Source organism: Salmonella sp. A1325, from assembly GCF_056991255.1.
The window spans coordinates 365,917-392,333 of sequence record NZ_JAMLWO010000004.1 but is presented as its reverse complement, the minus strand read 5'-3'; the positions used below and the strand labels follow the sequence as shown (position 1 = coordinate 392,333).

Sequence of the window (26,417 nt, the reverse complement as noted above, 5' to 3'; positions counted from 1 at the left end):
CGGCGGGCGGTGATAGAGCGCAGTATCCGGCTGGCGCAGGAGAAATAAGACCCTGACGGCCCGGTGGCGTGGCGCCACCGGGCCTGGCTATCTCAACGATACGCTAAAGCCTGAAAGTAAAGCCCGTGTGAAGTATGATGGCGAGCATCGTCTCTTATCAGGACATCCCATGAAACAAATCACCTTTACGCCGCGCCATCACCAGCTTACCAACACCAATACCTGGACACCTGACAGCCAGTGGCTGGTCTTTGATGTGCGGCCTTCAGGCGCGTCATTCACGGGCAAGACTATTGAGCGTGTCAATGTGCATACCGGCGACGTGGAGGTGATTTATCGCGCCGTGCAGGGCGCGCATGTCGGCGTGGTGACGGTGCATCCTGCCGACAATCACTATGTGTTTATTCATGGCCCTGAAAACCCTGATGAGACGTGGCATTACGATTTTCACCACCGCCGGGGCGTTATTGCAACGCCGAGGGGCGTGACTAACCTCGATGCGATGGATATTACTGCGCCGTATACTCCCGGCGCGCTGCGCGGCGGCAGCCACGTCCATGTATTTAGCCCGAACGGCGAGCTGGTGAGTTTTACCTATAATGACCACGTTCTGCATGAGCGAGATCCGGCGCTGGATCTGCGTAATGTCGGCGTGGCCGTGCCGTATGGGCCGGTAACGGTGCCGGTTCAGCATCCGCGCGAATACAGCGGTAGCTACTGGTGCGTACTGGTTAGCCGCACGACGCCTGCGCCGAGACCTGGCAGCGATGATATTAACCGCGCCTATGAAGAGGGCTGGGTGGGCAACCGCCAGATCGCCTTTATTGGCGATACGCTGTCGCTGACGGGCAAAAAAATCCCGGAGCTGTTTATTGTCGATTTACCGTGTCATGAAAACGGCTGGAAACAGGCAGGCGACACGCCGCTGACGGGAACCGAATCAACGATGCCATCGCCGCCGTTGGGCGTAGTTCAGCGGCGTCTTACCTTTACTCACCAGCGTGTTTATCCTGGACTCACTAACGAACCACGCCACTGGGTCCGCAGTAATCCGCAGGCGACGGCGATCGCCTTTTTGATGCGGGACGATAACGGCGTAGCGCAACTATGGCTGATATCGCCGCAGGGAGGCGAGCCCCGGCAGTTAACGCATCATGCGACCGGTGTACAGTCAGCGTTTAACTGGCATCCGTCGGGTAAATGGCTGGGACTGGTGCTGGAAAATCGGATTGCCTGCTGCGACGCACAAAGTGGGAAGATCGACTTCTTAACCGCCAGGCACGACAACCCGCCTTCTGCGGACGCCGTCGTTTTTTCACCAGATGGGCGACACGTCGCATGGATGGAAGAGGTGAAAGGGTTCCGTCAGCTATGGGTGACGGAAACCGGGCGATAGATCAGGGAGGAGGCATCTTCGCCGGGGGGATGACGGCATTGGTCATTTTCGTCTCCTCCTCGCTTTTCTCTACGCGCGATCTTACCGAACTGTCTTTGCGGAAGATGTCCCACGGCAGAAGGATCGTATCCATCACGGCGGTAAACGGCATATCCAGGATGGCCAACGATTTGGTGCCCCAGTTTGTCTCATCGTTACCGATCATCGTAGCGCTGGCGCGCGTGCCAGGATAAGTACCCTCTTTACCGCCGGTGTGCGACATGACGCTTGAACAACCGCCTAATAAAAGCATCCCATTCCATATTATCAGCGTTAACAACACGTTTTTTATCATCACTCATTCATCTGTTGGTTGTCGTTATTTGCATGATGAGTTATAGCGATCCGTTGCTAAAAATAACATCACCAGTACGCGGCACTGTGGCAGTAATCGCACTTTAACAATCAGTGCTGTCCCAACCAGTCTATGCAATAGCCAATAAACTGCAAAAAAAAGTCGGATTAAAATACTTGAAAAGTACGTATTCAGACCCATTTATAAGACGTAGTGAATAGAAGGGCACGCCTGATGGGTGTTCTGGCAATCCTGGCCTGTCCATGATGGAAGGTCTGACATTCTCGCTGATTTCAGGAGTTTATGATTATGCGTAACTTTGATTTATCCCCGCTGTACCGTTCTGCCATTGGTTTTGACCGTCTGTTTAACCTGCTTGAAAATAACCAAAGCCAAAGTAATGGCGGCTACCCTCCGTACAACGTTGAGCTGGTAGACGAAAACCACTACCGCATCGCCATTGCCGTTGCCGGTTTCGCAGAAAGCGAATTGGAGATTACTGCCCAGGATAATTTACTGGTGATAAAAGGCGCTCATGCGGACGAGCAGAAAGAACGTACTTACCTGTATCAGGGCATTGCCGAGCGTAACTTTGAGCGTAAGTTCCAGTTAGCGGAGAACATTCACGTTCGCGGCGCAAACCTGGTCAACGGGCTGCTGTATATCGAGCTGGAGCGCGTGATTCCGGAAGCGAACAAACCGCGCCGTATCGAAATTAACTGATTCCGTCAGGTCGCGTCGCGCGGCCTGTCATCCCATGCTCGCCGTCAGGGAGCATATTCGCACGTAAAGTGTGAAGGTAAAAACTCGCTTCTTAGAAGGAGAAATGATTATGCGTAACTACGATTTATCCCCACTGCTGCGTCAATGGATCGGTTTTGACAAGCTGGCCAATGCGCTGCAAAACAGCGGCGAAAGCCAGAGCTTCCCGCCCTATAACATCGAAAAAAGCGACGATAACCATTATCGCATTACCTTAGCGTTAGCCGGTTTCCGTCAGGAAGATCTGGATATTCAACTGGAAGGCACGCGCCTGACGGTGAAAGGCACGCCGGAACAGCCGGAAAACGAGCCAAAATGGTTACATCAGGGCCTGGTCATGCAGCCTTTTAGCCTGAGCTTTACGCTGGCTGAAAATATGGAAGTTTCCGGCGCGACCTTTACCAACGGCCTGCTGCATATTGATTTAACCCGCAACGAGCCGGAAACCATTGCGCCGCAGCGTATCGCCATTAACGAACGCTCCGCATTAAATAGCTAATGAGCTCCTTGCCTTGCCCCGCCAGAGATGGCGGGGCTTTTTTGTGCCACGAAAAAGGGTAAGACGCTGCCGACGTCAGGACGTCTGGGCCGTTTTGTAACATGAGAATGTGCGCCATGCTGTATATATGCCTTAACGGTTCAGTCATAATCCCTATAAATTGAAATGTTACTCACAGGGAAGAGAAGATGAGTGATATCGCATTGACGGTCAGCGTTCTGGCGTTGGTGGCGGTTGTCGGTTTATGGATCGGCAACATTAAAGTGCGCGGTGTCGGCTTTGGTATTGGCGGCGTTCTGTTCGGCGGTATTATCGTCGGCCACTTCGTCGATCAGGCTGGGGTGACGCTGAGCGGCGATATGCTGCACTTTATCCAGGAATTCGGCCTGATCCTTTTTGTTTATACCATCGGCATACAGGTGGGGCCGGGATTTTTCGCCTCGCTGCGCGTTTCCGGGCTGCGTCTAAATCTGTTTGCTGTTCTGATTGTGATTATGGGCGGGTTGGTCACCGCGATTCTGCATAAAATTTTCGCTATTCCGCTGCCAGTGGTGCTGGGGATTTTCTCCGGCGCAGTCACCAATACGCCTGCGTTAGGGGCGGGTCAGCAAATCCTGCGCGATCTGGGAACGCCAGTGGATCTGGTGGATCAGATGGGGATGAGCTATGCGATGGCGTATCCGTTTGGCATCTGCGGTATTTTGCTCACCATGTGGCTGATGCGGCTGATTTTTCGCGTTAACGTCGAGGCGGAGGCGCAGAAGCACGAATCCTCTCTCGCTAACGGTCATTCATTAATTCAAACAATGAATATCCGTGTCGAGAATCCGAACCTCAATAATATGGCTATCCAGGATGTGCCGATCCTGAACAGCGATAAAATCATTTGCTCACGCCTGAAACGCGACGATACGCTGATGGTGCCGTCGCCGGGGACGATTATCCAGGCAGGCGACCTGCTGCACCTCGTCGGCCAATCTACCGACCTGCATAACGCGCAACTGGTGATCGGCAAGGAAGTGGACACCTCGTTGTCGACGCGCGGCACGGATTTACGCGTCGAGCGTGTGGTCGTCACCAACGAAAAAGTGCTCGGCAAACGTATCCGCGATTTGCACTTTAAAGAGCGTTATGACGTGGTTATCTCCCGCCTTAACCGCGCGGGCGTTGAGCTGGTCGCCAGTAGCGACGCCAGCCTGCAGTTTGGCGACATTCTCAATCTGGTGGGGCGTCCTGCCTCGATTGATGCGGTAGCCAATGTGGTCGGCAACGCGCAGCAAAAACTCCAGCAGGTGCAGATGCTGCCGGTGTTTATCGGCATCGGATTAGGGGTTCTGCTTGGGTCAATCCCGTTGTTTGTGCCGGGATTCCCGGTCGCGTTAAAACTGGGGCTGGCTGGCGGGCCGCTGATCATGGCGCTCATTTTGGGGCGTATCGGCAGCATCGGTAAGCTGTACTGGTTTATGCCGCCGAGCGCCAACCTCGCGCTGCGTGAGTTAGGCATCGTTTTGTTTCTGGCGGTCGTTGGGCTGAAATCCGGCGGCGATTTTGTCGATACGCTGACGCAGGGCGAAGGATTAAGCTGGATTGGCTATGGTATTTTCATCACCGCTATTCCGCTGATTACCGTCGGTTTGCTGGCGCGGATTTTTGCCAAAATGAACTATCTGACGCTGTGCGGGATGCTGGCCGGTTCGATGACCGATCCGCCAGCGCTGGCATTTGCCAACAATCTTCATGCCACCAGCGGCGCGGCGGCGCTCTCTTACGCGACCGTCTATCCGTTAGTGATGTTCCTGCGTATTATCACGCCACAACTGCTGGCGGTGATTTTTTGGGGAATGGGTTAGCGCCTGATGGCGCGTTGCTTATCCGGCCTACGCACTGTGTTAAATCCAGGCTGGATAACGCGCGCCGCACCGGCCACACTTCTGCTCTTCTTCTTATCTCTTTCCTCAATGAACGCGCTAATCAGCGTAATGGCAACGAGCATAATTCCATTTCATTTCAATTGGTTATCAATCTCCATCGCCTTTTTTTTCGTCGCGACGGGTGGTTTTTCAGCTTTTAATCCGGCAATAATGCCTTTCCTGGCGGTGGCGTTGAAAAAGGTCGCAACTGAAATGAAAAATAGCGGGAATGAGCGCGGTTGCGCCGAAACACGTCACCAGTGAACTACAGTTATTTTGCAATAAGATTCCCTTGCTGCGGGATAATGTGAAGCATATCAGCAACAACGTGAGTGGTATTCTGAAAACGAACGGGAATACATAAGAACGTAAAAGGAGTCGTCATGAAGATTTCCCGCCTCGGAGAAGCGCCGGATTATCGCTTCTCACTGGCAAATGAGCGTACCTTTCTGGCGTGGATTCGCACCTCGCTGGGATTTCTGGCGGCAGGCGTCGGTCTTGATCAGCTCGCCCCGGATTTTGCCACGCCGGTGATCCGTGAACTGCTGGCGCTACTGTTGTGTCTGTTTGCGGGCGGCCTGGCGATTTATGGCTATCTACGCTGGTTACGTAATGAAAAAGCGATGCGTCTGAAAGAGGATTTGCCCTATACCCACAGCCTGTTGATCATCAGCGTTATTTTGATGATTGTCGCGGTGATAGTGATGGGGCTGGTACTGTATGCCGGATAGTCGTAAAGCCCGTCGGCAGAACGATCCGGGACTGCAACCGGAGCGTACGTCGCTGGCCTGGTTTCGCACGCTGCTGGGATACGGGGCGTTAATGGCGTTAGCCGTCAGGCACCACTGGCATCAGGCGGGGTTCTTGTTCTGGGTGTCGATCAGCGTTCTGGCGATAGTGGCGGTGATTCTTTGGCGTTATACCCTGGGTCGTAATTTGATGGATGTCGCGCATAGCGATTTTTCCGAAACTCATGTCGTGCGTGACAAATTTTTGATCTCCCTCGCGGTGTTGTCGCTCGCAATCCTGTTTGCTGTTACCCATATTCGCCAACTTATTGCATTTATCGGGAATTTTATATGACAGGACGTCAGGACATTGTCGTGAGTGATGACCAGATTCAGGTCGTCGTAAATCGCCAGAATAGCCAGCGCCCTCAGCAACTGTACCGTAACTTACAACGGCTCGGCATTCGCAATGTCCATTTTATCCCATTGTTGGAACATGACCGGAACGGAATGTTGACCGAGGATTCATTGTGTTCAGCAGACTGGGGGCGGTTTTTAAATAGCGTATTTGATATTTGGGTACGTGAAGATATTCAGCGTATCTCGGTTCGCCTTTTTGATGAGACGCTACAGCAGTGGTGCGGCGGCAAGGATGGCGTTGAAGCGCCGGACAAGGCGCCGCTAAGCGCTGAATGTCAGAAGTGCTCTTTATTACGATTTTGCGGCGGCGGATGCCCTGAGCATCGGGATAGCCAGGGGAAAAATCAGCTTTGCGAGGGCTACCAGACCTTTTTTAACTACTCCTCGCCGCATATGCGGGTGATGCGGGATTTACTGAAACAGCATCGCTCGCCTGAGGAGTTGATGGCGATGCTGCGTTAACGTTACAGGCCTGATAAGCGTAGCGCCATCAGGCGATGGCGTGCCGGATGGCGCAGCCGTCTTTCCGGCACTGAGCGAGTATTAGCGTCCTTTCGCCAGGTATTGTTCCATTTCATCCTCCGGCACCATGCCGCCCCCGGTTGCCCATACCAGATGCGTCGCGTTGCCGAGCTGCGTCTGACTGAATCCATGCCTTTGCTGATACTCGGTGGCGGCGCAAATGCGCTGTGGCCCGGCCATCCCCGCCAGAGCTGATGGCTCCAGTCGAATTCCTTCCTCCTGCGCCAGCCAGCCCAGCATGTCGTACATTGTTTGATCGTCTAAGGTATAGAGGCCGTCAAGCAGGCGCTCCATTGCCCGACCAACAAAGCCCGAAGCGCGACCTACCGCCAGGCCGTCAGCCGCCGTCAGGTTATCAATACCGATATCTTGTACTGAGATGGCATCGTGCAGACCGGTATAAACGCCGAGTAACATGCAGGGTGAATGGGTCGGTTCGGCAAAGAAACAGTGGACGTTGTCGCCAAACGCCAGTTTCAGGCCAAAGGCGACGCCGCCAGGGCCGCCGCCAACGCCGCACGGTAGATAAACAAACAGTGGGTGACTGGCGTCAACGACGCGTCCCTGTTGCGCGAATTGCGCTTTCAGACGCTGACCCGCTACCGCATAGCCCAGAAATAGCGTGCGGGAGTTTTCATCATCGATAAAGAAACAGTTTGGATCGGATTGCGCTGCTTTACGGCCCTGCTCAACCGCCACGCCGTAATCATCTTCGTATTCCACGACCGTCACGCCGTGGCTACGCAGCTTCGCTTTTTTCCAGGCGCGGGCGTCGGCAGACATATGTACCGTCACTTTAAAACCGATGCAGGCGCTCATGATACCGATCGATAGCCCCAGATTGCCGGTTGAACCGACGGCGATACTGTACTGGCTGAAGAATTGTTTAAATTCCGGCGAAAGCAACACGCTATAGTCATCGTCGGTGGTTAACAGACCCGCCTCCAGCGCCAGTTTTTCCGCGTGCGTTAGCACCTCGTAGATGCCGCCGCGCGCTTTAATGGAACCAGAGATTGCCAGGTGACTGTCTTTTTTTAACAGCATTTCACCGTCGATCGTTTGCCCATACTCTTTTTCCAGCCGTTTTTGCATGGCCGGAATAGCGACCACGTCAGATTCGATCATGCCGCCAGCGGCAGCGGTTTGCGGAAACGCTTTCGCCAGATACGGCGCAAAGCGCGCCAGACGGTCATGGGCGGCGTTTACGTCCTGCTCCGTCAGGCCGACATACGGTAGACCTTGTGCAAGAGAGGTGGCGCCCGGGTTAAACCAGGTGGTTTCTTTGAGGGCGACCAGATCCTCGACCAAAGGATACCGGGCGATGAGCTTTTGTATGTTTTCCATAGTACGTCTCTTTACGATCAGATGATAAAGGAAAGCAGGAATGTGCCAGCCAGTGCAACGACAGATGCGATAAACGTGGCCGTCGTATAGTATTTAAACGTTTCATTCAGCGTAGCGCCGCAATACTGCTTGACCAGCCAGAACAGGGAATCGGTCACGATCGTGCAGCCAATGGCGCCGGAACCAATGGCAATCGCAATGATCTCCGGGCTGACGTCAGGATAGAGCGGCAGCATTGGCGCAACAATCGCGGTGGCACCCATCATCGCCACCGTCGCAGAGCCGACCGCCGCGTGCAGAATCAGCGCTACCAGCCATGCCAGCAGAATCGGGTGCATATGCATATTTGAGAGGATCACCGCCAGCGTGTCCGCCAGCCCGCTACTTTTGAGAATGGCGTTGAACGCGCCGCCCGCGCCGATAATCAGCAGGATGTTCGCAATGGCGCCAAAGCCGTTTTCGGTGTGGGTAAGTAGCGCGCTCATACCCATATGCTGGCGCAGACCGAGTATGTAATACGCCACAAAGACAGCGATAAACATTGCGGTGATCGGATTACCGATAAACTCCAGCAGCGTATACAACGTGCCGTCTTTCGCCATATTCAGTTCAGCGACGGTTTTCACCAGCATCAGGCCAATCGGCAGCAGAACGGTAAACAGCGTTGCGCCCAGCGACGGCAGGGTGTTTTCGGCGCGCACTTCAAGATCCGCAAACTCTGTCGGTACGGGCTTGAACGGCAGACGATTACCCAGAAACTTTAAGAACAGCGGGCCGCCGACCAATGAGGCCATCAGCCCGACCAGTAGACCGTAGACAATCACCGAGCCGATATCCGCCCCCAGTTTATTTGCGACAAACAGCGCAGCCGGATGCGGCGGTACCACGCAATGGACGGCCATCAGCGCGGTACACAGCGGAATGGCCAGCTTCAGCAGCGAGGTGTGGGTTTTTTTAGCGATAGAAAACGCCAGTGGGATGAGCAACACGACGCCCACTTCCACGAACAACGTGATACCGCAAATCAGCCCCACCAGTACCATGATCACGTCAGCAGAGAGCCAGCGGCAGCGCTGGAGCGTAAGCCCGATGCGTTCCGCCGCGCCGGAAACCTCCATCATTTTGCCGAGGATGGTGCCAAGACCGATAACGGCGGCCAGAAAACCGAGCGTACCGCCTATTCCGTTTTCTATCGCCGTGACCATCTCCAGCGGCCCCATGCCCATCATCGCGCCGACAAAGAAACTGGCGAGCAGTAACGCCAGGAAGGGGTGGAATTTAAACTTCACGATGGTCAATACGATTAACACGATGCTGATCAGCAGCGTGCTCACTACCCAGATTTGAGCGTGCATATCTCACCTACCCTGTGATTAATCTGTTCTTATTGGACAGAAAAACAGCACCTCCTGACAAACGATATAATTTGCCATTCACATGATGTAAATTGAATCAACTATGTGATTTCCATCTAATATTGCCTTTATTTTGCGATATGGTTCATTTTGCTTCATCTATGTGCGGATTTTTTCAGCGTGTTTTTTTACACTTCGGGAAATTAAAAGATGACTGAGGTTGCCATGGAACCCCTTCGCGATACCCGAAACCGCTTACTCAACGGTTGGCAGTTATCCAAACTCTATACTTTTGAAGTCGCGGCCAGACACCAGTCCTTTGCTCTGGCGGCAGATGAGCTGTCGTTAAGCCCAAGTGCGGTAAGCCATCGTATCAATCAACTGGAAGCCGAGTTGGGAATCCAGCTATTTGTTCGCTCTCACCGTAAAGTGGAGCTTACCCATGAAGGCAAACGGGTATTCTGGGCGCTGAAATCGTCGCTGGATACGTTGAATCAGGAAATCCTCGATATCAAAAATCAGGAACTGTCCGGCACGCTGACCGTGTATTCACGTCCCTCTATCGCCCAGTGCTGGCTGGTGCCCGCGCTGGGGGACTTTACCCGTCGCTATCCGTCAATTTCTCTCACTATGCTGACCGGCAACGATAACGTTAACCTACAGCGTGCCGGCATTGACCTGGCTATCTATTTTGACGATGCGCCGTCGGCGCAGCTCACGCACCATTTTTTAATGGATGAGGCGATTTTGCCCGTTTGCAGCCCGGATTACGCCCGTCGTTTCGCCTTGCAGGACAACCTGAATAACCTACGGCACTGTACGCTCTTACACGACAGACAGGCGTGGAGTAACGATTCGGGCACCGATGAGTGGCACAGTTGGGCGCAGCATTTTGCAGTAAATTTGCCGGATTCATCCGGCATTGGCTTCGATCGTTCTGATTTAGCGGTGATTGCTGCGATGAACCACATTGGCGTGGCGATGGGGCGTAAACGGCTGGTACAAAAGCGTCTCGACAGCGGCGAACTGATTGCGCCTTTTGGTGACATGAGGCTGAAATGTCATCAGCATTATTATGTCACCACTCTGCCTGGCAGGCAGTGGCCGAAAATCGAGGCATTTATTCGCTGGTTGCAGGAACAGGTGTGAAGATTTATTACGCTTTGTCGCTACACCTGCCGGGAGTGAATATGCTAAATACGTGCTATCACCGTGGTAAAAATTTTAGGGGGCGTCGTGTTTAAACCGCTTATTGCCTCTCTCATGCTGACCAGCGCGGTCGTCTATGCGAAACCGATGCCTTTGACGGCGGCGCGCTATGCGCAGCAGCTTGGCGTTGGGATGGATGTTGACTGGGCGCGAACGGAACGGGGTATCCGCGAGTTTGATCCGCTGGTCGTGCGGGATTTTAAGGCAAAAGGGTTAACGCATGTCTGTATTCGTGTGGCAGGCGCGCCGACGGAAGCGCGCCTCATCCATTTGCGTAAGCTGGTAGAAGCCTGCGAATACTATGGTGTCATACCCATTATTGCCTATCAGGCGGATGCGTATAAAACCGATCCCAGCGCCAGCCATGAAAAGGAGCTGATCAACTGGTGGAGCGTGGTTGCGCGCTATTTTGGCCAGACATCCCCGCTTCTGGGGTTCGATCTCATTTATGAGCCTGCCGACAAACTCAATCATAATATGGCGTCGCTGAATCGCGTATATGACAAAACCATCCGCCTGATTCACGCCATTGATCCACAGCGGATGATTTTCGTTGCCCCCCGCATGCGCGCCGCGCCGGAGGATTTGTCGGCGCTTAAACTGCCGGCGCAAAGCCAGAACTATGTACTGGCGGAGTGGCACATCTTCCCGTGGGGCCCCCTGAAAAGCGGCGGTAAATATCCGTGGACGTCAGGCACGGCGGCGGAAAAAGCGGCGATTCGGGCACGGATCAACGCTGCGGTTCGCTGGCAGCATAAGACTGGCCATGCAAGCTGGGTGGGCGGATGGGCGCCGGGAGAGTCGATAAAAATCACGCCGGTCGCTTCACAGTTCGCGTTTGCCCGTTTTATGGCCTGCGAGCTGAAAAAAGCGCATATTCCGTATGCGATAAACGCGGACACTCAGTTTTATGACGGCGAAGAAGGAGCGTGGCGTCCGGCGCAGGAGCCCCTGCTCAATGCGATGATCGCGCCGGAATGTGAAACGCCCGGCAAAAAGCCGGGCGAGGGGAACGTTAAACCGTCTGTCCCTGATGCGATATCCGTGACGCCAGCGGCAGCCAGCACGCCAGGATCAGCAATCCCATAAGGGTCATCAACAGTCCCAGACTGCCCTGACCGGTTTGCGGCAGCATTGCCGAAAGCCACGCCAGTACGCCGGAACCAATATTTTGCAGCCCGCCGACCAGCGCGCCAGCGGTGCCTGCGAGGAACGGAAACGGCTCCATCGCGCCGCTGGTGGCCAGTGGAAATAACATCCCAGCGCCGAAGAAAAACAGCGCTGCGGGGATGAGTAGCGTCCAGACGTTCATCACGCCAAACCAGCCGGGAATCCACATCATAAGGCCTGCCAGCAGACAGCAAATAACTGACTGCCACATCAGGGTTGAGAAGCGTTTATTCGGGCGTCCGGCAAACCAGGCGCCGAAGAACGCTGCCGGAATCGGCAGAATAAACAGAATGCTTACCACCATACTGCTGAGACCTAATACTGCCCCCATCAGCACGCCGGAACAGGCTTCAAAGACCGCAATGCCAGCCAGCCCGCCGATTAGCATCAGCAGATAACAGTTAAATGCGCCGTTGCCAAACAGCGTTTTATAGCTGGCGATCAGCCGTGTGCGCGGCGCGCCGGCGGGGCTGGTTTCCGGCATCCAGCGCGCCATGCTGAAGGTGACGCCAGCGCAAAGCACCAGCAGGAAAGCGTAACACGCGCGCCAGTTCCACAGGGTATCCAGCAGGCCGCCAATCAGCGGCGCTAACAGCGGGCTGACCAGAATCCCCATATTTAACAGGCTATTGGCGTGACGAAGTTGCGTTCCTTCATACAGATCGCGCGGGAGTGTTCTCGCCATTACTCCGCCAACGCCGGTTCCCATCCCTTGCATGGCGCTGGCGGCAATCAACACCGTCAAACTATGCGTGGTCATGGCGATCAGGGTCGCTACCATAAAAATAGACATGCCGACGAGGATTACCGGGCGGCGCCCAACCCGGTCGGAAAGCGGGCCGTAAAACAGTTGCGAGACGCCGTAGGTCAGGAGGTAAGCAGCCATTACGCTTTGGACGGCGCCTTCCCGGACGTTTAGCGCTTGTGCCATATCGGCGATGGCGGGAATATAAATGGTTTGCGCCATCTGCCCTACGGCCACCAGTAATACCAACATCAACAACAAATTGACGTTTCTCTGCCTTTTCATTTCGCTGATTACTTTTCAAAAAAAGAAAAAATAAGAATAACTTGCTGCGCATTCCCATAAATGCGAGAGGAATCTATCACACCAGAAAAAGAAGGCCAGACAGCGACCAGCAATGGCAGACGAAGGAACGGCAGGATATGTAAACAAAAGCGGCAACAAATGTTGCCGAGAATGTGTTACGTCTGCGGCTGTTATTGGGCGATCATGACAGACGGAGTAAAATCGCCCCGAGGGCAATCCCGCCTGCCGCCACCAGACGTAGCCCGGCCACTTTCTCTTTAAGCAACAGCCAGGCTATCAGCGCGCCGAATAAAATCGACGTCTCACGCAGCGCGGCGACCACCGCCAGCGGCGCCTGGGTCATGGCCCATAGCGCCAGCCCATAAGATCCCATAGTGCCAATCCCGCCAAAAATGCCTTTTTTCCACTGTTGCGCCAGATAACGCGACGCTTCCCGCCGCCGCGCAATCATCGCCCAGGTTAACAGGCAGGCGCCGTTGAGAAAAAATGACCATAGCGTATAGCCCAGCGCCGTTTCGGAGAGTCTTACGCCGGTCCCGTCCACCAGCGTATATCCGGCAATAAAACAGGCGTTAGTTAATGCCAGCACGACACCACGTTGAGAGCTGGCGCGGCCATTACAGGCCATCCCAAGTATCGCCATGCAGATCACTGCGATGCCGACCCAGGCCAGCGACGACAGGCTGTCGCCAAGAAACAGAACGCTAATGAGCGCCACCAGCAGCGGCGCGGTGCCACGCATAAGAGGATAGGTCTGGCTCATGTCCGAGACCTGATAGGTTTTCGCCACCAGGACGGTATACACCACCTGGAGCGCGGTAGAGGCCGCTAAAAAAGGGATACTGGCGTGAGCTGGCTGCGGCGAGAAGGGCAAAAGGATCAATGCCATGACCGCCGCGGAACCGCTGACGCCGATCGCGGCGTAGAGCTTATCGTTTCCCGCTTTGACAATGGCGTTCCAGCTGGCATGTAGCAGCGCGGCGAACAGCAAAATGCAGAAAACGGAAAGGGTCATAGCGTCAGGCGTCGTTGAGGATGTCATAAAAACGTAACATACCCGGGAAGCGAAAGACCAGCGGATAAGGTGAAAGGGGAGCGGTTGCCCGCTCCCCTTCGGTGCGGCTTGAATCTGAATTACTTAAGGTATTTCAGAACAGCATCAAGCAGTTGCAGTGCTGCAACAATGAGTTTCAGGATAAGAATGGTGATATCCACTACGCTCATACGCGTCTCCTGTGGTTAAGGAGCACTGCCAGCCGACGTACCTTTCCGCTGCCTGTTGCCAGCTGTTGCGCACGCGATCCCTTTTGCGAGGAATAGTATGCGTGTTGACATAACACAGTGTGCTCACGAGGGGGGTAAGGCGCTGACGGCACCACCCGTTTCAGCCAGGACTTCGTTGCGCCGGTTTACGATGCGGCCCCCGCATAACACATTGTGTCAAAGACATTATAGTTAAGTACTGTATAAATTAACAGTAATTTATAGACAGAACGGAGCTTCTGATCCATACTCAAATTCATCAAAATTCGCGCCGAAATTGCGCGTTCTGCACAGAACGCGTATACTTCTGCTGTTGACATAACACAGTGTGCTTCGCGGCTACCACCCGCATTACGCTGTAAGAACCTCGCTTCGGCGAGGTTTTTTGTTTTCCGGCATTGTGAAACGCGTGATCATCAATCCCGGCGATTACCGGAGGGCGCTACGCTTATCACGCCTATACTCAAAGCGTGTAAATTCGTAGAAAAATGTGATCGCTGACGCATTTTTGTGCAGATGAAAATTTTTCCGTTGTCATGCTGAAAGCGCTGTGCTTGTATAAAACGTGTTAATAACAAACAGACAAGGCCCCTAATGAACCCTTCCATGCTGAACGCGACCCTACTAACAACTGCGCCATCTCGCGCAGTGGTCGTCGTGCGTGTGGTGGTGGTCGTCGGCAATGCGCCGTAGGGTCCGGAACACACACGATTCCAAAACCCCGCCGGCGCAAACCGGGCGGGGTTTTTTGTTTAAGACACCTTCCCGGAACGTCGGCTCAGAATAAAAGGAATGGAGCATGGCAAGTTCGGGCACAACATCTACACCTCAGCGCTTTACGGGCGCGGAATTTATTGTTCATTTTCTGGAGCGTCAGGGGATTCGTATCGTCACCGGCATTCCCGGCGGTTCGATCCTCCCCGTTTACGACGCGTTAAGCCAAAGTACGCAAATCCGTCATATTCTGGCGCGCCACGAACAAGGCGCGGGGTTTATTGCGCAGGGGATGGCGCGAACGGAGGGTAAACCTGCTGTTTGTATGGCCTGTAGCGGGCCGGGCGCGACCAATCTGGTCACGGCCATTGCCGATGCGCGCCTGGATTCCATTCCGTTAATCTGCATTACCGGGCAGGTTCCGGCGTCCATGATCGGTACTGACGCGTTTCAGGAAGTGGATACCTACGGTATCTCTATCCCCATCACCAAGCACAACTATCTGGTCAGAAATATCAACGAGCTGCCTCAGGTGATGAGCGATGCTTTTCGTCTGGCGCAGTCGGGGCGTCCCGGCCCGGTGTGGATAGACGTTCCTAAAGATGTGCAGACGGCGACAATTGAGCTGGATGCGTTGCCGTCGCCGGCGGAAAAATCACCCCCGCCGGAGTTTAGCGCGGAGAGTATCCGCGAGGCCGCCGCAATGATTAACGCGGCGAAGCGTCCGGTGCTGTATCTGGGCGGCGGCGTGATCAATGCGCCGACACGCGTGCGCGAACTGGCGGAAAAAGCGCAACTGCCGACGACAATGACCTTAATGGCGCTGGGAATGCTGCCTAAGGCGCATCCGCTGTCGTTAGGAATGCTGGGGATGCACGGCGCGCGCAGTACCAATTTTATTCTGCAAGAGGCCGATTTACTGATTGTCCTGGGCGCGCGTTTTGATGACCGGGCGATTGGCAAAACGGAGCAGTTTTGTCCGAATGCCAAAATCATTCATGTGGATATCGATCGCGCCGAGTTAGGCAAAATTAAGCAGCCGCATGTGGCTATTCAGGCGGATGTCGATGATGTACTGGCACAGTTAATTCCCCATATCGAGGCACAGCCGCGGGAAGCATGGCATCAGTTGGTGGCGGACTTGCAGCAAGAATTCCCTTGCAGTATTCCCCAGGAAAATAACCCGCTTAGTCACTATGGGCTGATTAATGCGGTCGCCGCCTGTGTGGACGACAACGCGATTATTACCACTGACGTAGGTCAGCATCAGATGTGGACCGCGCAGGCTTATCCGCTCAACCGTCCGCGTCAGTGGCTGACTTCCGGCGGGCTGGGCACCATGGGGTTTGGTCTGCCCGCGGCGATTGGCGCGGCGCTGGCGAATCCGGGCCACAAGGTGCTGTGTTTTTCCGGCGACGGTAGTTTGATGATGAATATTCAGGAGATGGCTACCGCCAGCGAAAACCAGTTGGATGTGAAAATTATCCTGATGAATAACGACGCGCTGGGACTGGTACATCAGCAACAGAGTCTGTTCTATAAACAGGGCGTTTTTGCGGCGACCTATCCGGGAAGCATCAACTTTATGCAGATTGCCGCCGGGTTTGGTCTGGACACCTGTGATTTGAATAACGAAGCCGATCCGCAGGCGGCGTTGCAGGCTATCATTCGTCGTCCTGGACCGGCGTTGATCCATGTGCGCATTGATGCAGAAGAAAAAGTGTATCCGATGGTGCCGCCGGGCGCGGCAAATACAGAGATGGTGGGGGAATAAGCCATGCAGAAACAATCACATGATAACGTTATTCTGGAGCTGACCGTTCGCAACCATCCTGGCGTGATGACCCACGTCTGCGGGCTGTTCGCCCGACGCGCTTTCAACGTTGAGGGTATTCTCTGTTTACCGATTCAGGGTAGCGATCAGAGCCGCATCTGGCTTCTGGTCAATGACGATCAGCGGCTTGAACAGATGATCAGTCAGATCGATAAACTGGAAGACGTGGCGAAGGTGGTACGAAACCAGTCCGATCCCACCATGTTCAATAAAATTGCCGTCTTTTTTGAGTAAGTTATTCACTTTCCGAATCAGGCGTGATGACTTTGACGGAACCATTCCGACAGTGAACGGCATAATCTGTCGGTAATGGGCGATCGCTAATCAGGACATCAAAGGCAGAAAGCGGACCAATGCTGGCAGGCGCGACCTCATCAAACAGGGCGTGACGCGCCAGCAAAATTTTGCGCAGACCGCGCTCCATCGCTTTACGTTTGGCGGCAAGATCATCCGGGTTAAACCAGCTCACGCCAAAATGTTCATGTACGCCGCTGGCGGAAATAAACACTTTGCGCGGATTGAGCGAATCCAGCGCCGAAGGATTATTGGCATCATAAAAGGCATCGCTCTTGGCCCGATAGGTGCCGCCGCACAGAATCGCCGTGGCATTAGGCTTTTCATTCAGCGCGATAAATACCCGATGCGAGTAGCAAATCCCGGTAAAGGTAATATCATCCGGTATCATGCTGATAACTAATGGCATTTCCGGACCGTTATCAAAAAAAACCAGATCGTTTTCACGCACCAGGCCGGCGGCCAGGATCGCAACGGGAAGGTCGTCCCGATGATGCGTCTTTTTCGCCGGCAGCGGCATATTGGTTGAAGACGTAGGCTTATTTACCATGACAATATAGCCGCCGAGCAGTGTCAGCGGTAAAGGGTCATCATCCTGGCTGAGATCGCGGCGAATGGTCATCACCGAAACTTCCAGCATCCGCGCGGCGTCTTTCAGATGGATTCGATCGGTCTTTTTCAGTAACTCCATCAAGCGTCGGATACGTTCTTTTTGCTTGGTCTCCATTCACCCTCTCCACAAATCATGTTGTTATGTTCCATCAGTAACATTTATGTGTTTCTGAGAACATTACAGTGTGGCACTACTATACGTCTGGCCGTCAGGAAATAAAAGTGGGTTTATTCGCGTTTTATAACAATAAATAGTTAATTTTCAGTAAATTGTAACCCTAAAAATGATTTAATGCGCGGCGTATGTTCCGCCAGGGATTGTTCACGAAGTAAATGGCAAAATGATCCTCTAATCGCGATCATAGTCACAAATGATACTGAAGTAACATGATAATGTTATTTTAATATCATTGTCGTGTGACGATTTCTGAGAGGGAGTAAAATGGATATCGCGGTTATTGGCTCTAACATGGTGGACCTTATCACCTACACCAACCAGATGCCCAAAGAAGGGGAAACTCTGGAAGCGCCGGCGTTTAAAATCGGCTGCGGCGGAAAAGGGGCGAACCAGGCCGTGGCGGCCGCTAAGCTCAATTCAAAAGTATTGATGTTGACCAAAGTGGGCGACGATATTTTTGCCGACAACACCATTCGTAATCTCGAATCCTGGGGGATCAATACGACGTATGTAGAAAAAGTACCGTGTACCAGCAGTGGCGTAGCGCCGATTTTCGTCAACGCCAACTCCAGCAACAGCATTCTGATCATCAAAGGCGCTAACAAGTTTCTCTCGCCGGAAGATATCGATCGCGCGGCGGAAGATTTAAAAAAATGCCAGCTTATTGTTCTGCAACTGGAAGTTCAGCTTGAAACGGTTTATCACGCAATAGAATTTGGCAAGAAACACGGGATTGAAGTGTTATTAAACCCTGCGCCAGCATTACGGGAATTAGATATGTCTTATGCCTGTAAATGCGATTTCTTTGTACCCAATGAAACCGAGCTGGAAATATTAACCGGTATGCCAGTGGATACCTATGACCATATTCGCGCAGCGGCACGTTCGCTGGTAGATAAAGGGCTGAACAATATTATCGTCACCATGGGTGAGAAAGGCGCGCTGTGGATGACGCGTGACCAGGAAGTCCATGTTCCGGCGTTTAGAGTGAACGCTGTCGATACCAGCGGCGCGGGCGATGCTTTTATCGGCTGTTTCGCGCATTACTACGTCCAGAGCGGGGATGTGGAAGCCGCCATGAAAAAAGCCGTCCTCTTTGCCGCTTTCAGCGTCACCGGGAAAGGCACCCAATCCTCTTATCCAAGCATTGAGCAATTTAATGAGTATCTTTCGTTGAACGAATAACAATCACCCTGCACTGTTAAAGGTAGCACTATGAACGATAAAAACATCGTTCAGATGCCCGACGGGTATCTGAATAAGACACCTCTGTTCCAGTTTATTTTGTTATCCTGTTTATTCCCATTATGGGGATGCGCAGCCGCGTTAAATGATATTCTGATTACGCAATTTAAAAGTGTATTTTCGCTGAGCAACTTTGCTTCGGCATTAGTACAAAGCGCCTTTTATGGCGGTTATTTTTTAATTGCTATTCCGGCCTCGCTGGTCATTAAAAAAACCAGTTATAAAGTGGCGATACTTATCGGCCTGACGCTATACATTGTCGGCTGTACGCTCTTTTTCCCGGCGTCGCACATGGCGACCTACACCATGTTCCTCGCGGCGATTTTCGCCATTGCGATTGGCCTGAGTTTCCTGGAAACGGCGGCGAACACCTACAGTTCGATGATCGGGCCGAAAGCCTACGCCACGCTGCGGCTGAATATCAGCCAGACCTTTTATCCGATCGGCGCGGCGGCAGGCATTTTATTGGGTAAATATCTGGTCTTTTCCGAAGGGGAAAGCCTGGAAAAACAGATGGCGGGCATGAATGCCGAGCAAGTCCACAACTTCAAGGTGCTGATGCTGGAAAACACTCTGGAACCGTATAAGTACATGATTATGGTTCTGGTAGTGGTGATGGTACTGTTCCTGCTGACGCGTTTCCCGACCTGTAAAGTCGCGCAAACCGCGAGTCATAAACGCCCCTCGGCGCTGGATACGTTACGCTATCTCGCCAGCAATGCCCGTTTCCGTCGCGGTATTGTGGCGCAGTTCCTGTATGTGGGAATGCAGGTGGCGGTCTGGTCGTTCACTATCCGTCTGGCGCTGGAATTAGGCGATATCAATGAGCGCGATGCCTCAACCTTTATGGTCTACAGCTTCGCCTGCTTTTTTATCGGCAAGTTTATCGCCAACATTCTGATGACACGCTTTAACCCGGAAAAAGTCCTGATCCTTTACTCTGTGATCGGCGCGCTGTTCCTGGCCTATGTGGCGCTGGCGCCCAGCTTTAGCGCGGTATACGTGGCGGTGCTGGTCAGTGTTCTGTTTGGCCCCTGCTGGGCGACCATTTATGCCGGAACGCTCGATACCGTCGATAACGAACATACCGAAATGGCGGGGGCGGTGATCGTGATGGCGATTGTCGGCGCGGCGGTGGTTCCTGCGATTCAGGGTTATGTGGCGGACATGTTCCACTCGTTACAGCTTTCATTCCTGGTTTCCATGCTGTGCTTTGTTTACGTTGGCGTTTACTTCTGGCGCGAAAGCAAAGTGCGCGGCAACCTGGCTGAAGTCGCCGCGTCCTGAGGAGATCAACCATGACAACACGTATTACATTATGGCGGGAGCTTTTTAACGAGCAGCCGCGTATCTTGCTGGAAAATGATGATTTTACGGTTACGGCGTTTCGTTACGCCAGCGGCGTGGAAGGACTGAAAATACAAAACAGCCGCGGTCATCTGGTGATTCTGCCCTGGATGGGGCAGATGATTTGGGACGCGCAGTTTGACGGTCATGACCTGACTATGCGCAACATGTTCCGCCAGCCGAAGCCGGCTGCGGAAGTGGTGGCAACGTATGGTTGCTTTGCTTTCCATTCCGGACTATTGGCGAATGGCTGCCCGTCGCCGGAAGATACACATCCGCTGCACGGCGAGATGCCCTGCGCTGCCATGGACGATGCCTGGCTGGAGTTAGAGGGCGACAGTCTGCGCGTGACCGGGCGCTACGAGTATGTGATGGGGTTCGGTCATCATTATCAGGCGCAACCTGCGGTGGTAATGCGTAAATCAAGCGCGCTGTTTGATATTCAGATGACAGTGACTAACCTGGCTTCAGTCGCCATGCCGCTACAGTACATGTGCCACATGAACTATGCCTATGTGCCGAACGCCACGTTCCGCCAGAATATCCCGGATACCGCGCTGAAGCTACGCGAGTCGGTGCCGGCGCATGTCAAACCCACGGCGCAGTGGCTGGCGTTTAATCAACGGCTTTTGCAGGGTGAAGCCTCGCTGGCAACGCTCAACGAGCCTGGCTTTTACGACCCGGAAATCGTGTTCTTCGCCGATGAACTGGACAGGTACACGGATACCCCGGAATTCAGTATGATCGCCCCGGATGGCACTACGTTCGTGACACGTTTCGCCAGCGCGGAGCTGAATTACGTGACCCGCTGGATTCTTTATAACGGCGATCAGCAGGTAGCCGCCTTTGCCCTGCCCGCGACCTGTCGGCCTGAAGGTTTTCTCGCGGCGCAGCGAAATGGAACCTTGCTTCAACTGGAACCGCAGCAAACCCGGACGTTCACCGTCACGACAGGCATTGTCTGACCGCTCAAGGCTTGAACACCCAGGCACTTATCGTTAAGGTAAGTGCTTTTGCCGGATGGCGGCATTAATGCCTTATCCGGCCTACAACGGCACCTGCCCGTAGGCCTGATAAGCGCAGCGCCATCAGGCATGCCTTAGCGCCAGGATGAACCCATGATTACCGTTGCCCTTATCGACGACCACCTTATCGTCCGCTCCGGCTTTGCACAGCTACTGGGGCTGGAACCTGATTTGCAGGTGGTCGCTGAGTTTGGTTCCGGGCGCGAAGCGTTGGCAGGTTTACCGGGGCGCGGCGTACAGGTGTGTATCTGCGATATCTCGATGCCGGATATTTCCGGACTGGAGCTGCTAATCCAACTGCCAAAAGGGATGGCGACGATCATGCTCTCGGTTCACGATAGCCCGGCGCTGGTGGAACAGGCGTTGAACGCCGGCGCGCGCGGTTTCCTCTCTAAACGCTGTAGTCCGGATGAACTGATCGCCGCGGTGCATACGGTGGCGACGGGCGGCTGCTATTTGACCCCCGATATTGCCGTGAAACTGGCGGCGGGTCGGCAAGATCCGCTGACCAAACGCGAGCGTCAGGTGGCGGAAAAACTCGCCCAGGGTATGGCGGTAAAAGAGATTGCCGCCGAGCTGGGGCTGTCGCCAAAAACGGTGCATGTCCATCGCGCGAATCTGCTGGAAAAATTAGGCGTCAGCAATGACGTTGAACTGGCGCATCGCATGTTTGACGGTTGGTAATGAACACCTTTTTTTCCCGTTTAATCACCGTTGCTGCCTGCTTTTTTATTTTCTCCGCCGCGTGGTTCTGCCTGTGGAGCATCAGCCTGCATCTGGTAGAGCGCCCGGAGCTGGCGGCGCTACTCTTTCCCTTCGGCCTGCGCCTGGGACTTATGCTGCAATGCCCGCGCGGATACTGGCCAGTATTGCTGGGCGCGGAGTGGCTGCTGGTGTACTGGTTGGCGCAGGAAGTTGCGCTGGCCCATCTGCCGCTTTTGATGATCGGTGGTGTGTTGACGCTACTGCCCGTGGCGCTGACTTCGCGTTACCGCCATCAGCGCGACTGGCGCACGTTATTGCTTCAGGGCGCGGCCCTCACCGCCGCGGCGCTACTGCAATCCCTGCCCTGGCTGGGGCAGGGGGAAGCGGCATGGAACGCGCTACTGCTGACCCTCACGGGTGGTCTGACGCTGGCCCCCATCTGCCTGGTTTTCTGGCACTATCTTACCAGCACTACCTGGCTGCCGCTGGGACCATCGCTGGTATCGCAGCCGGTAAACTGGCGCGGGCGGCATCTGATCTGGTATCTGCTGCTATTTATCGTCAGTCTGTGGCTGCAACTGGGTTTACCTGCTGAACTTTCGCGCTTCACGCCGTTCTGCCTGGCGTTGCCGATTATCGCGCTCGCCTGGCATTATGGCTGGCAGGGCGCGCTCATTGCCACACTGATGAACGCTATCGCGCTGATCGCCAGCCAGACCTGGCACGATCATCCCGTCGATTTATTACTTTCGCTGTTGGCGCAAAGTCTGACCGGGCTACTGCTTGGCGCTGGCATTCAGCGTCTGCGCGAGCTGAACCAGTCGTTGCAAAAGGAGCTGGCGCGCAACCATCGGCTGGCGGAGCGTCTTCTGGAGACCGAAGAGAGCGTGCGGCGCGATGTTGCGCGTGAGCTGCACGATGACATCGGGCAGACCATCACCGCGATTCGAACCCAGGCGGGCATTGTGCAACGACTGGCGGCGGATAACGGCGGCGTGAAGCAGAGCGGGCAACTTATCGAGCAGCTTTCGCTGGGCGTGTATGACGCCGTGCGTCGCCTGCTGGGGCGCTTGCGCCCGCGTCAGCTAGACGACTTAACGCTGGCGCAGGCCATCCGTTCGTTGCTGCGCGAAATGGAGCTGGAAAGCCGCGGTATTGTCAGTCACCTCGACTGGAGAATTGACGAAACGGCGCTGAGTGAAAGTCAGCGCGTGACGCTGTTTCGCGTCTGTCAGGAAGGGCTGAATAACATCGTAAAACATGCCAATGCCAGCGCGGTGACGCTCCAGGGCTGGCAGCAGGATGAGCGGCTGATGCTGGTGATTGAGGATGACGGCAGCGGCCTGCCGCCGGGCTCTCAGCAGCAGGGCTTCGGCCTGACCGGAATGCGCGAACGCGTGTCGGCGCTCGGCGGGACGCTAACCATCTCTTGTACCCACGGTACGCGGGTGAGCGTCTCGTTGCCCCAGCGTTACGTTTAAGGAAGGATAATGCTTTCGTTTTTAAAAGCCCCGGCCAACGCGCCGCTCATCACCGATAAGCACGAGGTTGACGCCCGCTATCGCTACTGGCGGCGGCATATCCTGATCACCATTTGGTTGGGTTACGCGCTGTTCTATTTCACCCGTAAAAGCTTTAACGCCGCCGCGCCGGAAATCCTTGCCAGCGGCATTCTGACCCGCAGCGATATCGGCCTGCTGGCGACGCTGTTTTACATCACCTACGGGGTGTCGAAATTTGTTTCCGGCATCGTTAGCGATCGCTCCAACGCTCGCTATTTTATGGGCATCGGGCTGATTGCGACCGGCGTAGTGAATATTCTGTTCGGCTTCTCGACCTCGCTGTGGGCCTTTGCTCTGCTATGGGCGTTGAACGCCTTTTTCCAGGGGTTTGGATCGCCGGTTTGCGCCCGTTTGCTGACCGCCTGGTACTCGCGTACCGAGCGCGGCGGCTGGTGGGCGTTATGGAACACCGCGCACAATGTCGGCGGGGCGCTGATCCCTCTCGTTATGGCCGCTGTCGCCCTGCATTATGGCTGGCGCGTCGGGATGATGGTGGCCGGATTGCTTGCCATCGGGGTGGGCATGGTCCTCTGCTGGCGGCTGCGCGACCGTCCGCAGGCGATTGGTTTACCGCCGGTAGGCGACTGGCGGCACGATGCGCTGGAGGTCGCCCAACAGCAAGAGGGCGCGGGGCTAAGTCGCAAAGAAATCCTCGCTAAATATGTGCTGTTGAATCCCTATATCTGGCTGCTTTCGCTGTGTTATGTCTTAGTGTACGTGGTGCGCGCGGCGATCAACGACTGGGGCAACCTGTATATGTCCGAGACGCTGGGCGTGGATTTGGTCACGGCCAACACGGCAGTATCGATGTTTGAGCTGGGTGGATTTATCGGCGCGCTGGTGGCGGGCTGGGGCTCGGACAAACTCTTCAACGGCAACCGCGGACCGATGAATTTAATCTTCGCTGCCGGGATTCTGCTCTCTGTGGGTTCGCTGTGGCTGATGCCGTTCGCCAGCTACGTGATGCAGGCGGCCTGTTTCTTCACCACTGGTTTCTTTGTCTTCGGCCCGCAGATGCTCATTGGCATGGCGGCGGCGGAGTGCTCGCATAAAGAGGCGGCGGGCGCGGCCACCGGCTTTGTCGGCCTGTTCGCCTATCTCGGCGCGTCGCTTTCCGGCTGGCCGTTAGCGAAAGTGCTGGAGATCTGGCACTGGACCGGTTTTTTTGCGGTCATCGCCATCGCGGCAGGGATCTCTGCGCTATTGCTGCTGCCATTTCTGAACGCTCAGGCCCCGCGCGAGACCAGCGAAGCGTGATGCACCTCACCTTTTTGCGCTGAATGGGGCAAAATTAAGAAATTTTCCCGGTTTTGCCTGGACGCTGTCGCAGGCCACTTTTCCTGTGGATTTTTACAATGCCTGCCATTCGCAGGTATAAAAATTAGCTCAGGAGTAATCCATGCTGGCCTTCTTAAACCAGGTGCGCAAGCCGACCCTGGATCTGCCGCTCGATGTGCGGCGTAAAATGTGGTTCAAGCCGTTCATGCAGTCCTATCTGGTGGTTTTTATCGGCTACCTGACCATGTACCTGATCCGCAAAAACTTTAACATCGCGCAGAACGACATGATCTCTACCTACGGGTTGAGCATGACCGAGCTGGGGATGATTGGCCTGGGCTTCTCGATCACCTACGGCGTGGGGAAAACGCTGGTTTCCTACTACGCTGACGGTAAAAATACCAAGCAGTTTCTACCGTTTATGTTGATCCTCTCCGCTATCTGTATGCTCGGCTTCAGCGCCAGCATGGGCGCGGGGTCAACCAGTCTGTTTCTGATGATCGCTTTCTATGCCCTGAGCGGTTTCTTCCAGAGTACCGGCGGATCGTGCAGCTACTCGACCATCACCAAATGGACTCCGCGTCGTAAACGCGGCACCTTTCTCGGCTTCTGGAATATCTCCCACAACCTCGGCGGCGCGGGCGCGGCAGGCGTGGCGCTGTTCGGCGCCAACTACCTGTTCGACGGTCACGTCATCGGCATGTTTATCTTCCCGTCGATTATCGCGCTGATTGTTGGCTTTATCGGTCTGCGTTTTGGCAGCGACTCCCCGGAGTCTTACGGTCTGGGTAAAGCTGAAGAACTGTTCGGCGAAGAGATCAGCGAAGAGGATAAAGAGACTGAAGAAAACGAAATGACCAAGTGGCAGATCTTTGTTGAATATGTGTTGAAAAACAAAGTGATCTGGCTGCTGTGTTTCTCCAATATCTTCCTGTATGTGGTACGTATTGGTATCGACCAGTGGTCAACCGTCTACGCCTTCCAGGAGCTGAAACTTTCTAAAGAGGTGGCGATTCAGGGCTTTACCTTGTTTGAAGTGGGCGCGCTGGTCGGCACGTTGCTGTGGGGCTGGCTCTCTGACCTGGCGAACGGTCGTCGTGCGCTGGTAGCCTGTGTGGCGCTGGCGTTAATCATCGCCACCCTCGGCGTCTACCAGCACGCCAGCAACCAGTATGTCTATCTGGCCTCGCTGTTCGCGCTCGGTTTCCTGGTGTTTGGGCCGCAGCTATTAATTGGCGTGGCGGCAGTCGGTTTCGTACCGAAAAAAGCCATCGGCGCTGCGGACGGTATCAAAGGAACCTTCGCTTATCTTATCGGCGATAGCTTTGCCAAGCTGGGTCTGGGCATGATTGCCGACGGCACCCCCGTTTTTGGTCTGACCGGCTGGGCGGGCACCTTCGCCGCGCTGGACGCCGCCGCGATCGGCTGTATCTGCCTGATGGCGATGGTCGCCGTGATGGAAGAGCGCAAAATCCGCCGTGAGAAAAAAATTCAGCAAGTCAATATCGCTTAAATGTGTGCATTTGGTAACGTTTTGCCCGGCTTAACGCCGGGCTTTTTTATGCCTTGCGTTCGTCAGACAGGACATCCGGCGTCTGGCGTAAATGAAGACAGGCGTTAATAAATCACATCCTGACAGGCCAGAACGTCGACAGTTATA

The 26,417-nt window shown here is 54.5% G+C and carries 27 protein-coding genes, 2 pseudogenes and 1 other annotated feature; of the genes and pseudogenes, 20 read left to right on the top strand and 9 right to left on the bottom strand.

The features are described from left to right. Nucleotides 1-169 precede the first annotated feature (169 nt). Complete coding sequence (locus tag NAZ64_RS11135) at nucleotides 170-1,396, top strand: YidR family protein (protein WP_131046714.1); 1,227 nt, start codon at nucleotides 170-172, stop codon at nucleotides 1,394-1,396. Between the two features lies 1 nt (nucleotide 1,397). Here the strand turns inward: NAZ64_RS11135 and NAZ64_RS11130 are convergent, their stop codons facing one another. Continuing rightward, nucleotides 1,398-1,730, bottom strand: coding sequence for a YceK/YidQ family lipoprotein (locus tag NAZ64_RS11130; protein ID WP_001543704.1), 333 nt, complete (start codon nucleotides 1,728-1,730; stop codon nucleotides 1,398-1,400). A 242-nt stretch (nucleotides 1,731-1,972) separates the two neighbouring features. After that, nucleotides 1,973-2,046 (top strand) — a sequence feature (ROSE (Repression Of Heat Shock gene Expression) occurs in the 5'-region of heat shock genes and acts as an RNA thermometer to modulate expression.). Here NAZ64_RS11130 and ibpA point away from each other — a divergent pair. The 7 genes from ibpA to NAZ64_RS11095 all read left to right on the top strand — a co-directional run bounded on the left by ibpA (nucleotide 2,040) and on the right by NAZ64_RS11095 (nucleotide 6,511). After that, nucleotides 2,040-2,453 carry a small heat shock chaperone IbpA gene (ibpA, locus tag NAZ64_RS11125; RefSeq protein WP_080083144.1) on the top strand — a complete coding sequence of 138 codons (414 nt, stop codon included), beginning with the start codon at nucleotides 2,040-2,042 and terminating at the stop codon, nucleotides 2,451-2,453. It overlaps the preceding feature by 7 nt. Nucleotides 2,454-2,562: 109 nt before the next feature. Then, nucleotides 2,563-2,991, top strand: a complete 429-nt coding sequence (ibpB, locus tag NAZ64_RS11120; RefSeq protein ID WP_001246919.1) for a small heat shock chaperone IbpB — start codon at nucleotides 2,563-2,565, stop codon at nucleotides 2,989-2,991. Nucleotides 2,992-3,179: 188 nt separating this feature from the next. Further along, nucleotides 3,180-4,841, top strand: coding sequence for a putative transporter (locus tag NAZ64_RS11115; protein WP_001279793.1), 1,662 nt, complete (start codon nucleotides 3,180-3,182; stop codon nucleotides 4,839-4,841). Between the two features lie 6 nt (nucleotides 4,842-4,847). Continuing rightward, the gene (locus NAZ64_RS11110; RefSeq protein WP_220569536.1) at nucleotides 4,848-5,165 is read left to right on the top strand and encodes a hypothetical protein; all 318 of its coding nucleotides are present in this window, start codon (nucleotides 4,848-4,850) and stop codon (nucleotides 5,163-5,165) included. A 119-nt stretch (nucleotides 5,166-5,284) separates the two neighbouring features. Next, a complete protein-coding gene (locus tag NAZ64_RS11105) occupies nucleotides 5,285-5,632 on the top strand; it encodes a YidH family protein (protein WP_000703964.1) in 348 nt (115 codons plus the stop codon). Next, entirely contained in the window at nucleotides 5,622-5,984 is a 363-nt protein-coding gene (locus NAZ64_RS11100) for a DUF202 domain-containing protein (protein ID WP_220569537.1), read from the top strand. Before NAZ64_RS11105 ends, NAZ64_RS11100 begins: the two co-directional genes overlap by 11 nt. Further along, complete coding sequence (locus tag NAZ64_RS11095) at nucleotides 5,981-6,511, top strand: radical SAM protein (RefSeq protein ID WP_017442041.1); 531 nt, start codon at nucleotides 5,981-5,983, stop codon at nucleotides 6,509-6,511. Before NAZ64_RS11100 ends, NAZ64_RS11095 begins: the two co-directional genes overlap by 4 nt. An 81-nt stretch (nucleotides 6,512-6,592) precedes the next feature. On the opposite strand, the gene dsdA is transcribed toward NAZ64_RS11095, so the two are convergent. Together dsdA and dsdX are read right to left on the bottom strand one after the other, a co-directional pair. Beyond that, entirely contained in the window at nucleotides 6,593-7,915 is a 1,323-nt protein-coding gene (gene dsdA / locus NAZ64_RS11090; protein WP_000427988.1) for a D-serine ammonia-lyase, read from the bottom strand. Nucleotides 7,916-7,932: 17 nt separating this feature from the next. Further along, nucleotides 7,933-9,270: a D-serine transporter DsdX gene (gene dsdX, locus NAZ64_RS11085; protein WP_000543317.1), complete on the bottom strand. Its 1,338-nt coding sequence runs from the start codon at nucleotides 9,268-9,270 to the stop codon at nucleotides 7,933-7,935. A 225-nt stretch (nucleotides 9,271-9,495) separates the two neighbouring features. Here dsdX and dsdC point away from each other — a divergent pair, with 225 nt between their 5' ends. After that, the gene (gene dsdC / locus NAZ64_RS11080; protein ID WP_001541637.1) at nucleotides 9,496-10,419 is read left to right on the top strand and encodes a DNA-binding transcriptional regulator DsdC; all 924 of its coding nucleotides are present in this window, start codon (nucleotides 9,496-9,498) and stop codon (nucleotides 10,417-10,419) included. Between the two features lie 63 nt (nucleotides 10,420-10,482). After that, the gene (locus tag NAZ64_RS11075) at nucleotides 10,483-11,568 is read left to right on the top strand and encodes a cellulase family glycosylhydrolase (RefSeq protein WP_483640933.1); all 1,086 of its coding nucleotides are present in this window, start codon (nucleotides 10,483-10,485) and stop codon (nucleotides 11,566-11,568) included. Here NAZ64_RS11075 and emrD read toward each other — a convergent pair. The 4 genes and pseudogenes from emrD to NAZ64_RS11055 all read right to left on the bottom strand — a co-directional run bounded on the left by emrD (nucleotide 11,495) and on the right by NAZ64_RS11055 (nucleotide 14,035). Next, complete coding sequence (emrD, locus tag NAZ64_RS11070; RefSeq protein ID WP_220569539.1) at nucleotides 11,495-12,679, bottom strand: multidrug efflux MFS transporter EmrD; 1,185 nt, start codon at nucleotides 12,677-12,679, stop codon at nucleotides 11,495-11,497. The two genes, NAZ64_RS11075 and emrD, sit on opposite strands and share 74 nt — an antisense overlap. A 202-nt stretch (nucleotides 12,680-12,881) precedes the next feature. Beyond that, nucleotides 12,882-13,742, bottom strand: a complete 861-nt coding sequence (locus NAZ64_RS11065) for a DMT family transporter (RefSeq protein WP_001636137.1) — start codon at nucleotides 13,740-13,742, stop codon at nucleotides 12,882-12,884. A gap of 92 nt (nucleotides 13,743-13,834) precedes the next feature. Then, nucleotides 13,835-13,924, bottom strand: coding sequence for a type I toxin-antitoxin system toxin TisB (gene tisB, locus NAZ64_RS11060; RefSeq protein ID WP_000117642.1), 90 nt, complete (start codon nucleotides 13,922-13,924; stop codon nucleotides 13,835-13,837). Further along, a pseudogene (locus NAZ64_RS11055) lies at nucleotides 13,921-14,035 on the bottom strand (hypothetical protein). The gene tisB and the pseudogene NAZ64_RS11055 overlap by 4 nt, the downstream one beginning before the upstream one ends. Before the next feature lie 522 nt (nucleotides 14,036-14,557). On the opposite strand from NAZ64_RS11055, the gene ivbL reads away from it, so the two are divergent. The 3 genes from ivbL to ilvN all read left to right on the top strand — a co-directional run bounded on the left by ivbL (nucleotide 14,558) and on the right by ilvN (nucleotide 16,745). Continuing rightward, complete coding sequence (ivbL, locus tag NAZ64_RS11050; RefSeq protein ID WP_001541152.1) at nucleotides 14,558-14,656, top strand: ilvB operon leader peptide IvbL; 99 nt, start codon at nucleotides 14,558-14,560, stop codon at nucleotides 14,654-14,656. Nucleotides 14,657-14,762: 106 nt separating this feature from the next. Then, a complete protein-coding gene (gene ilvB, locus NAZ64_RS11045; protein ID WP_000168438.1) occupies nucleotides 14,763-16,451 on the top strand; it encodes an acetolactate synthase large subunit in 1,689 nt (562 codons plus the stop codon). Nucleotides 16,452-16,454: 3 nt separating this feature from the next. After that, nucleotides 16,455-16,745 carry an acetolactate synthase small subunit gene (ilvN, locus tag NAZ64_RS11040; RefSeq protein WP_001171826.1) on the top strand — a complete coding sequence of 97 codons (291 nt, stop codon included), beginning with the start codon at nucleotides 16,455-16,457 and terminating at the stop codon, nucleotides 16,743-16,745. A gap of 1 nt (nucleotide 16,746) precedes the next feature. Here ilvN and NAZ64_RS11035 read toward each other — a convergent pair whose 3' ends face one another. Continuing rightward, entirely contained in the window at nucleotides 16,747-17,532 is a 786-nt protein-coding gene (locus tag NAZ64_RS11035; RefSeq protein ID WP_000448642.1) for a DeoR family transcriptional regulator, read from the bottom strand. 327 nt (nucleotides 17,533-17,859) lie between these two features. Between NAZ64_RS11035 and rbsK the strand changes: the two genes are divergently transcribed. From rbsK to NAZ64_RS11020, 3 genes are read left to right on the top strand one after another with little or no spacing between them, the layout of a single operon-like run. Further along, entirely contained in the window at nucleotides 17,860-18,780 is a 921-nt protein-coding gene (gene rbsK / locus NAZ64_RS11030) for a ribokinase (RefSeq protein WP_000350272.1), read from the top strand. A 30-nt stretch (nucleotides 18,781-18,810) separates the two neighbouring features. After that, nucleotides 18,811-20,127 carry an L-fucose:H+ symporter permease gene (fucP, locus tag NAZ64_RS11025; RefSeq protein WP_000998359.1) on the top strand — a complete coding sequence of 439 codons (1,317 nt, stop codon included), beginning with the start codon at nucleotides 18,811-18,813 and terminating at the stop codon, nucleotides 20,125-20,127. Between the two features lie 11 nt (nucleotides 20,128-20,138). Further along, a complete protein-coding gene (locus NAZ64_RS11020) occupies nucleotides 20,139-21,152 on the top strand; it encodes an aldose 1-epimerase family protein (protein ID WP_052931543.1) in 1,014 nt (337 codons plus the stop codon). Here NAZ64_RS11020 and NAZ64_RS11015 read toward each other — a convergent pair. After that, nucleotides 21,098-21,283: pseudogene (locus NAZ64_RS11015) on the bottom strand (hypothetical protein); the annotation flags it as partial. The gene NAZ64_RS11020 and the pseudogene NAZ64_RS11015 sit on opposite strands and share 55 nt — an antisense overlap. 22 nt (nucleotides 21,284-21,305) lie before the next feature. Here NAZ64_RS11015 and uhpA point away from each other — a divergent pair. The 4 genes from uhpA (at nucleotide 21,306) to uhpT (ending at nucleotide 26,270) form a co-directional block, all read left to right on the top strand. Beyond that, complete coding sequence (gene uhpA, locus NAZ64_RS11010; protein ID WP_220569540.1) at nucleotides 21,306-21,896, top strand: response regulator transcription factor UhpA; 591 nt, start codon at nucleotides 21,306-21,308, stop codon at nucleotides 21,894-21,896. Then, the gene (gene uhpB / locus NAZ64_RS11005) at nucleotides 21,896-23,398 is read left to right on the top strand and encodes a signal transduction histidine-protein kinase/phosphatase UhpB (protein WP_001091247.1); all 1,503 of its coding nucleotides are present in this window, start codon (nucleotides 21,896-21,898) and stop codon (nucleotides 23,396-23,398) included. The genes uhpA and uhpB overlap by 1 nt, the downstream gene beginning before the upstream one ends. Before the next feature lie 9 nt (nucleotides 23,399-23,407). Next, nucleotides 23,408-24,736, top strand: coding sequence for an MFS transporter (gene uhpC / locus NAZ64_RS11000; RefSeq protein ID WP_000948174.1), 1,329 nt, complete (start codon nucleotides 23,408-23,410; stop codon nucleotides 24,734-24,736). 142 nt (nucleotides 24,737-24,878) lie between these two features. Beyond that, nucleotides 24,879-26,270, top strand: a complete 1,392-nt coding sequence (gene uhpT / locus NAZ64_RS10995; RefSeq protein WP_000879181.1) for a hexose-6-phosphate:phosphate antiporter — start codon at nucleotides 24,879-24,881, stop codon at nucleotides 26,268-26,270. The last annotated feature ends 147 nt before the right edge of the window (nucleotides 26,271-26,417 follow it).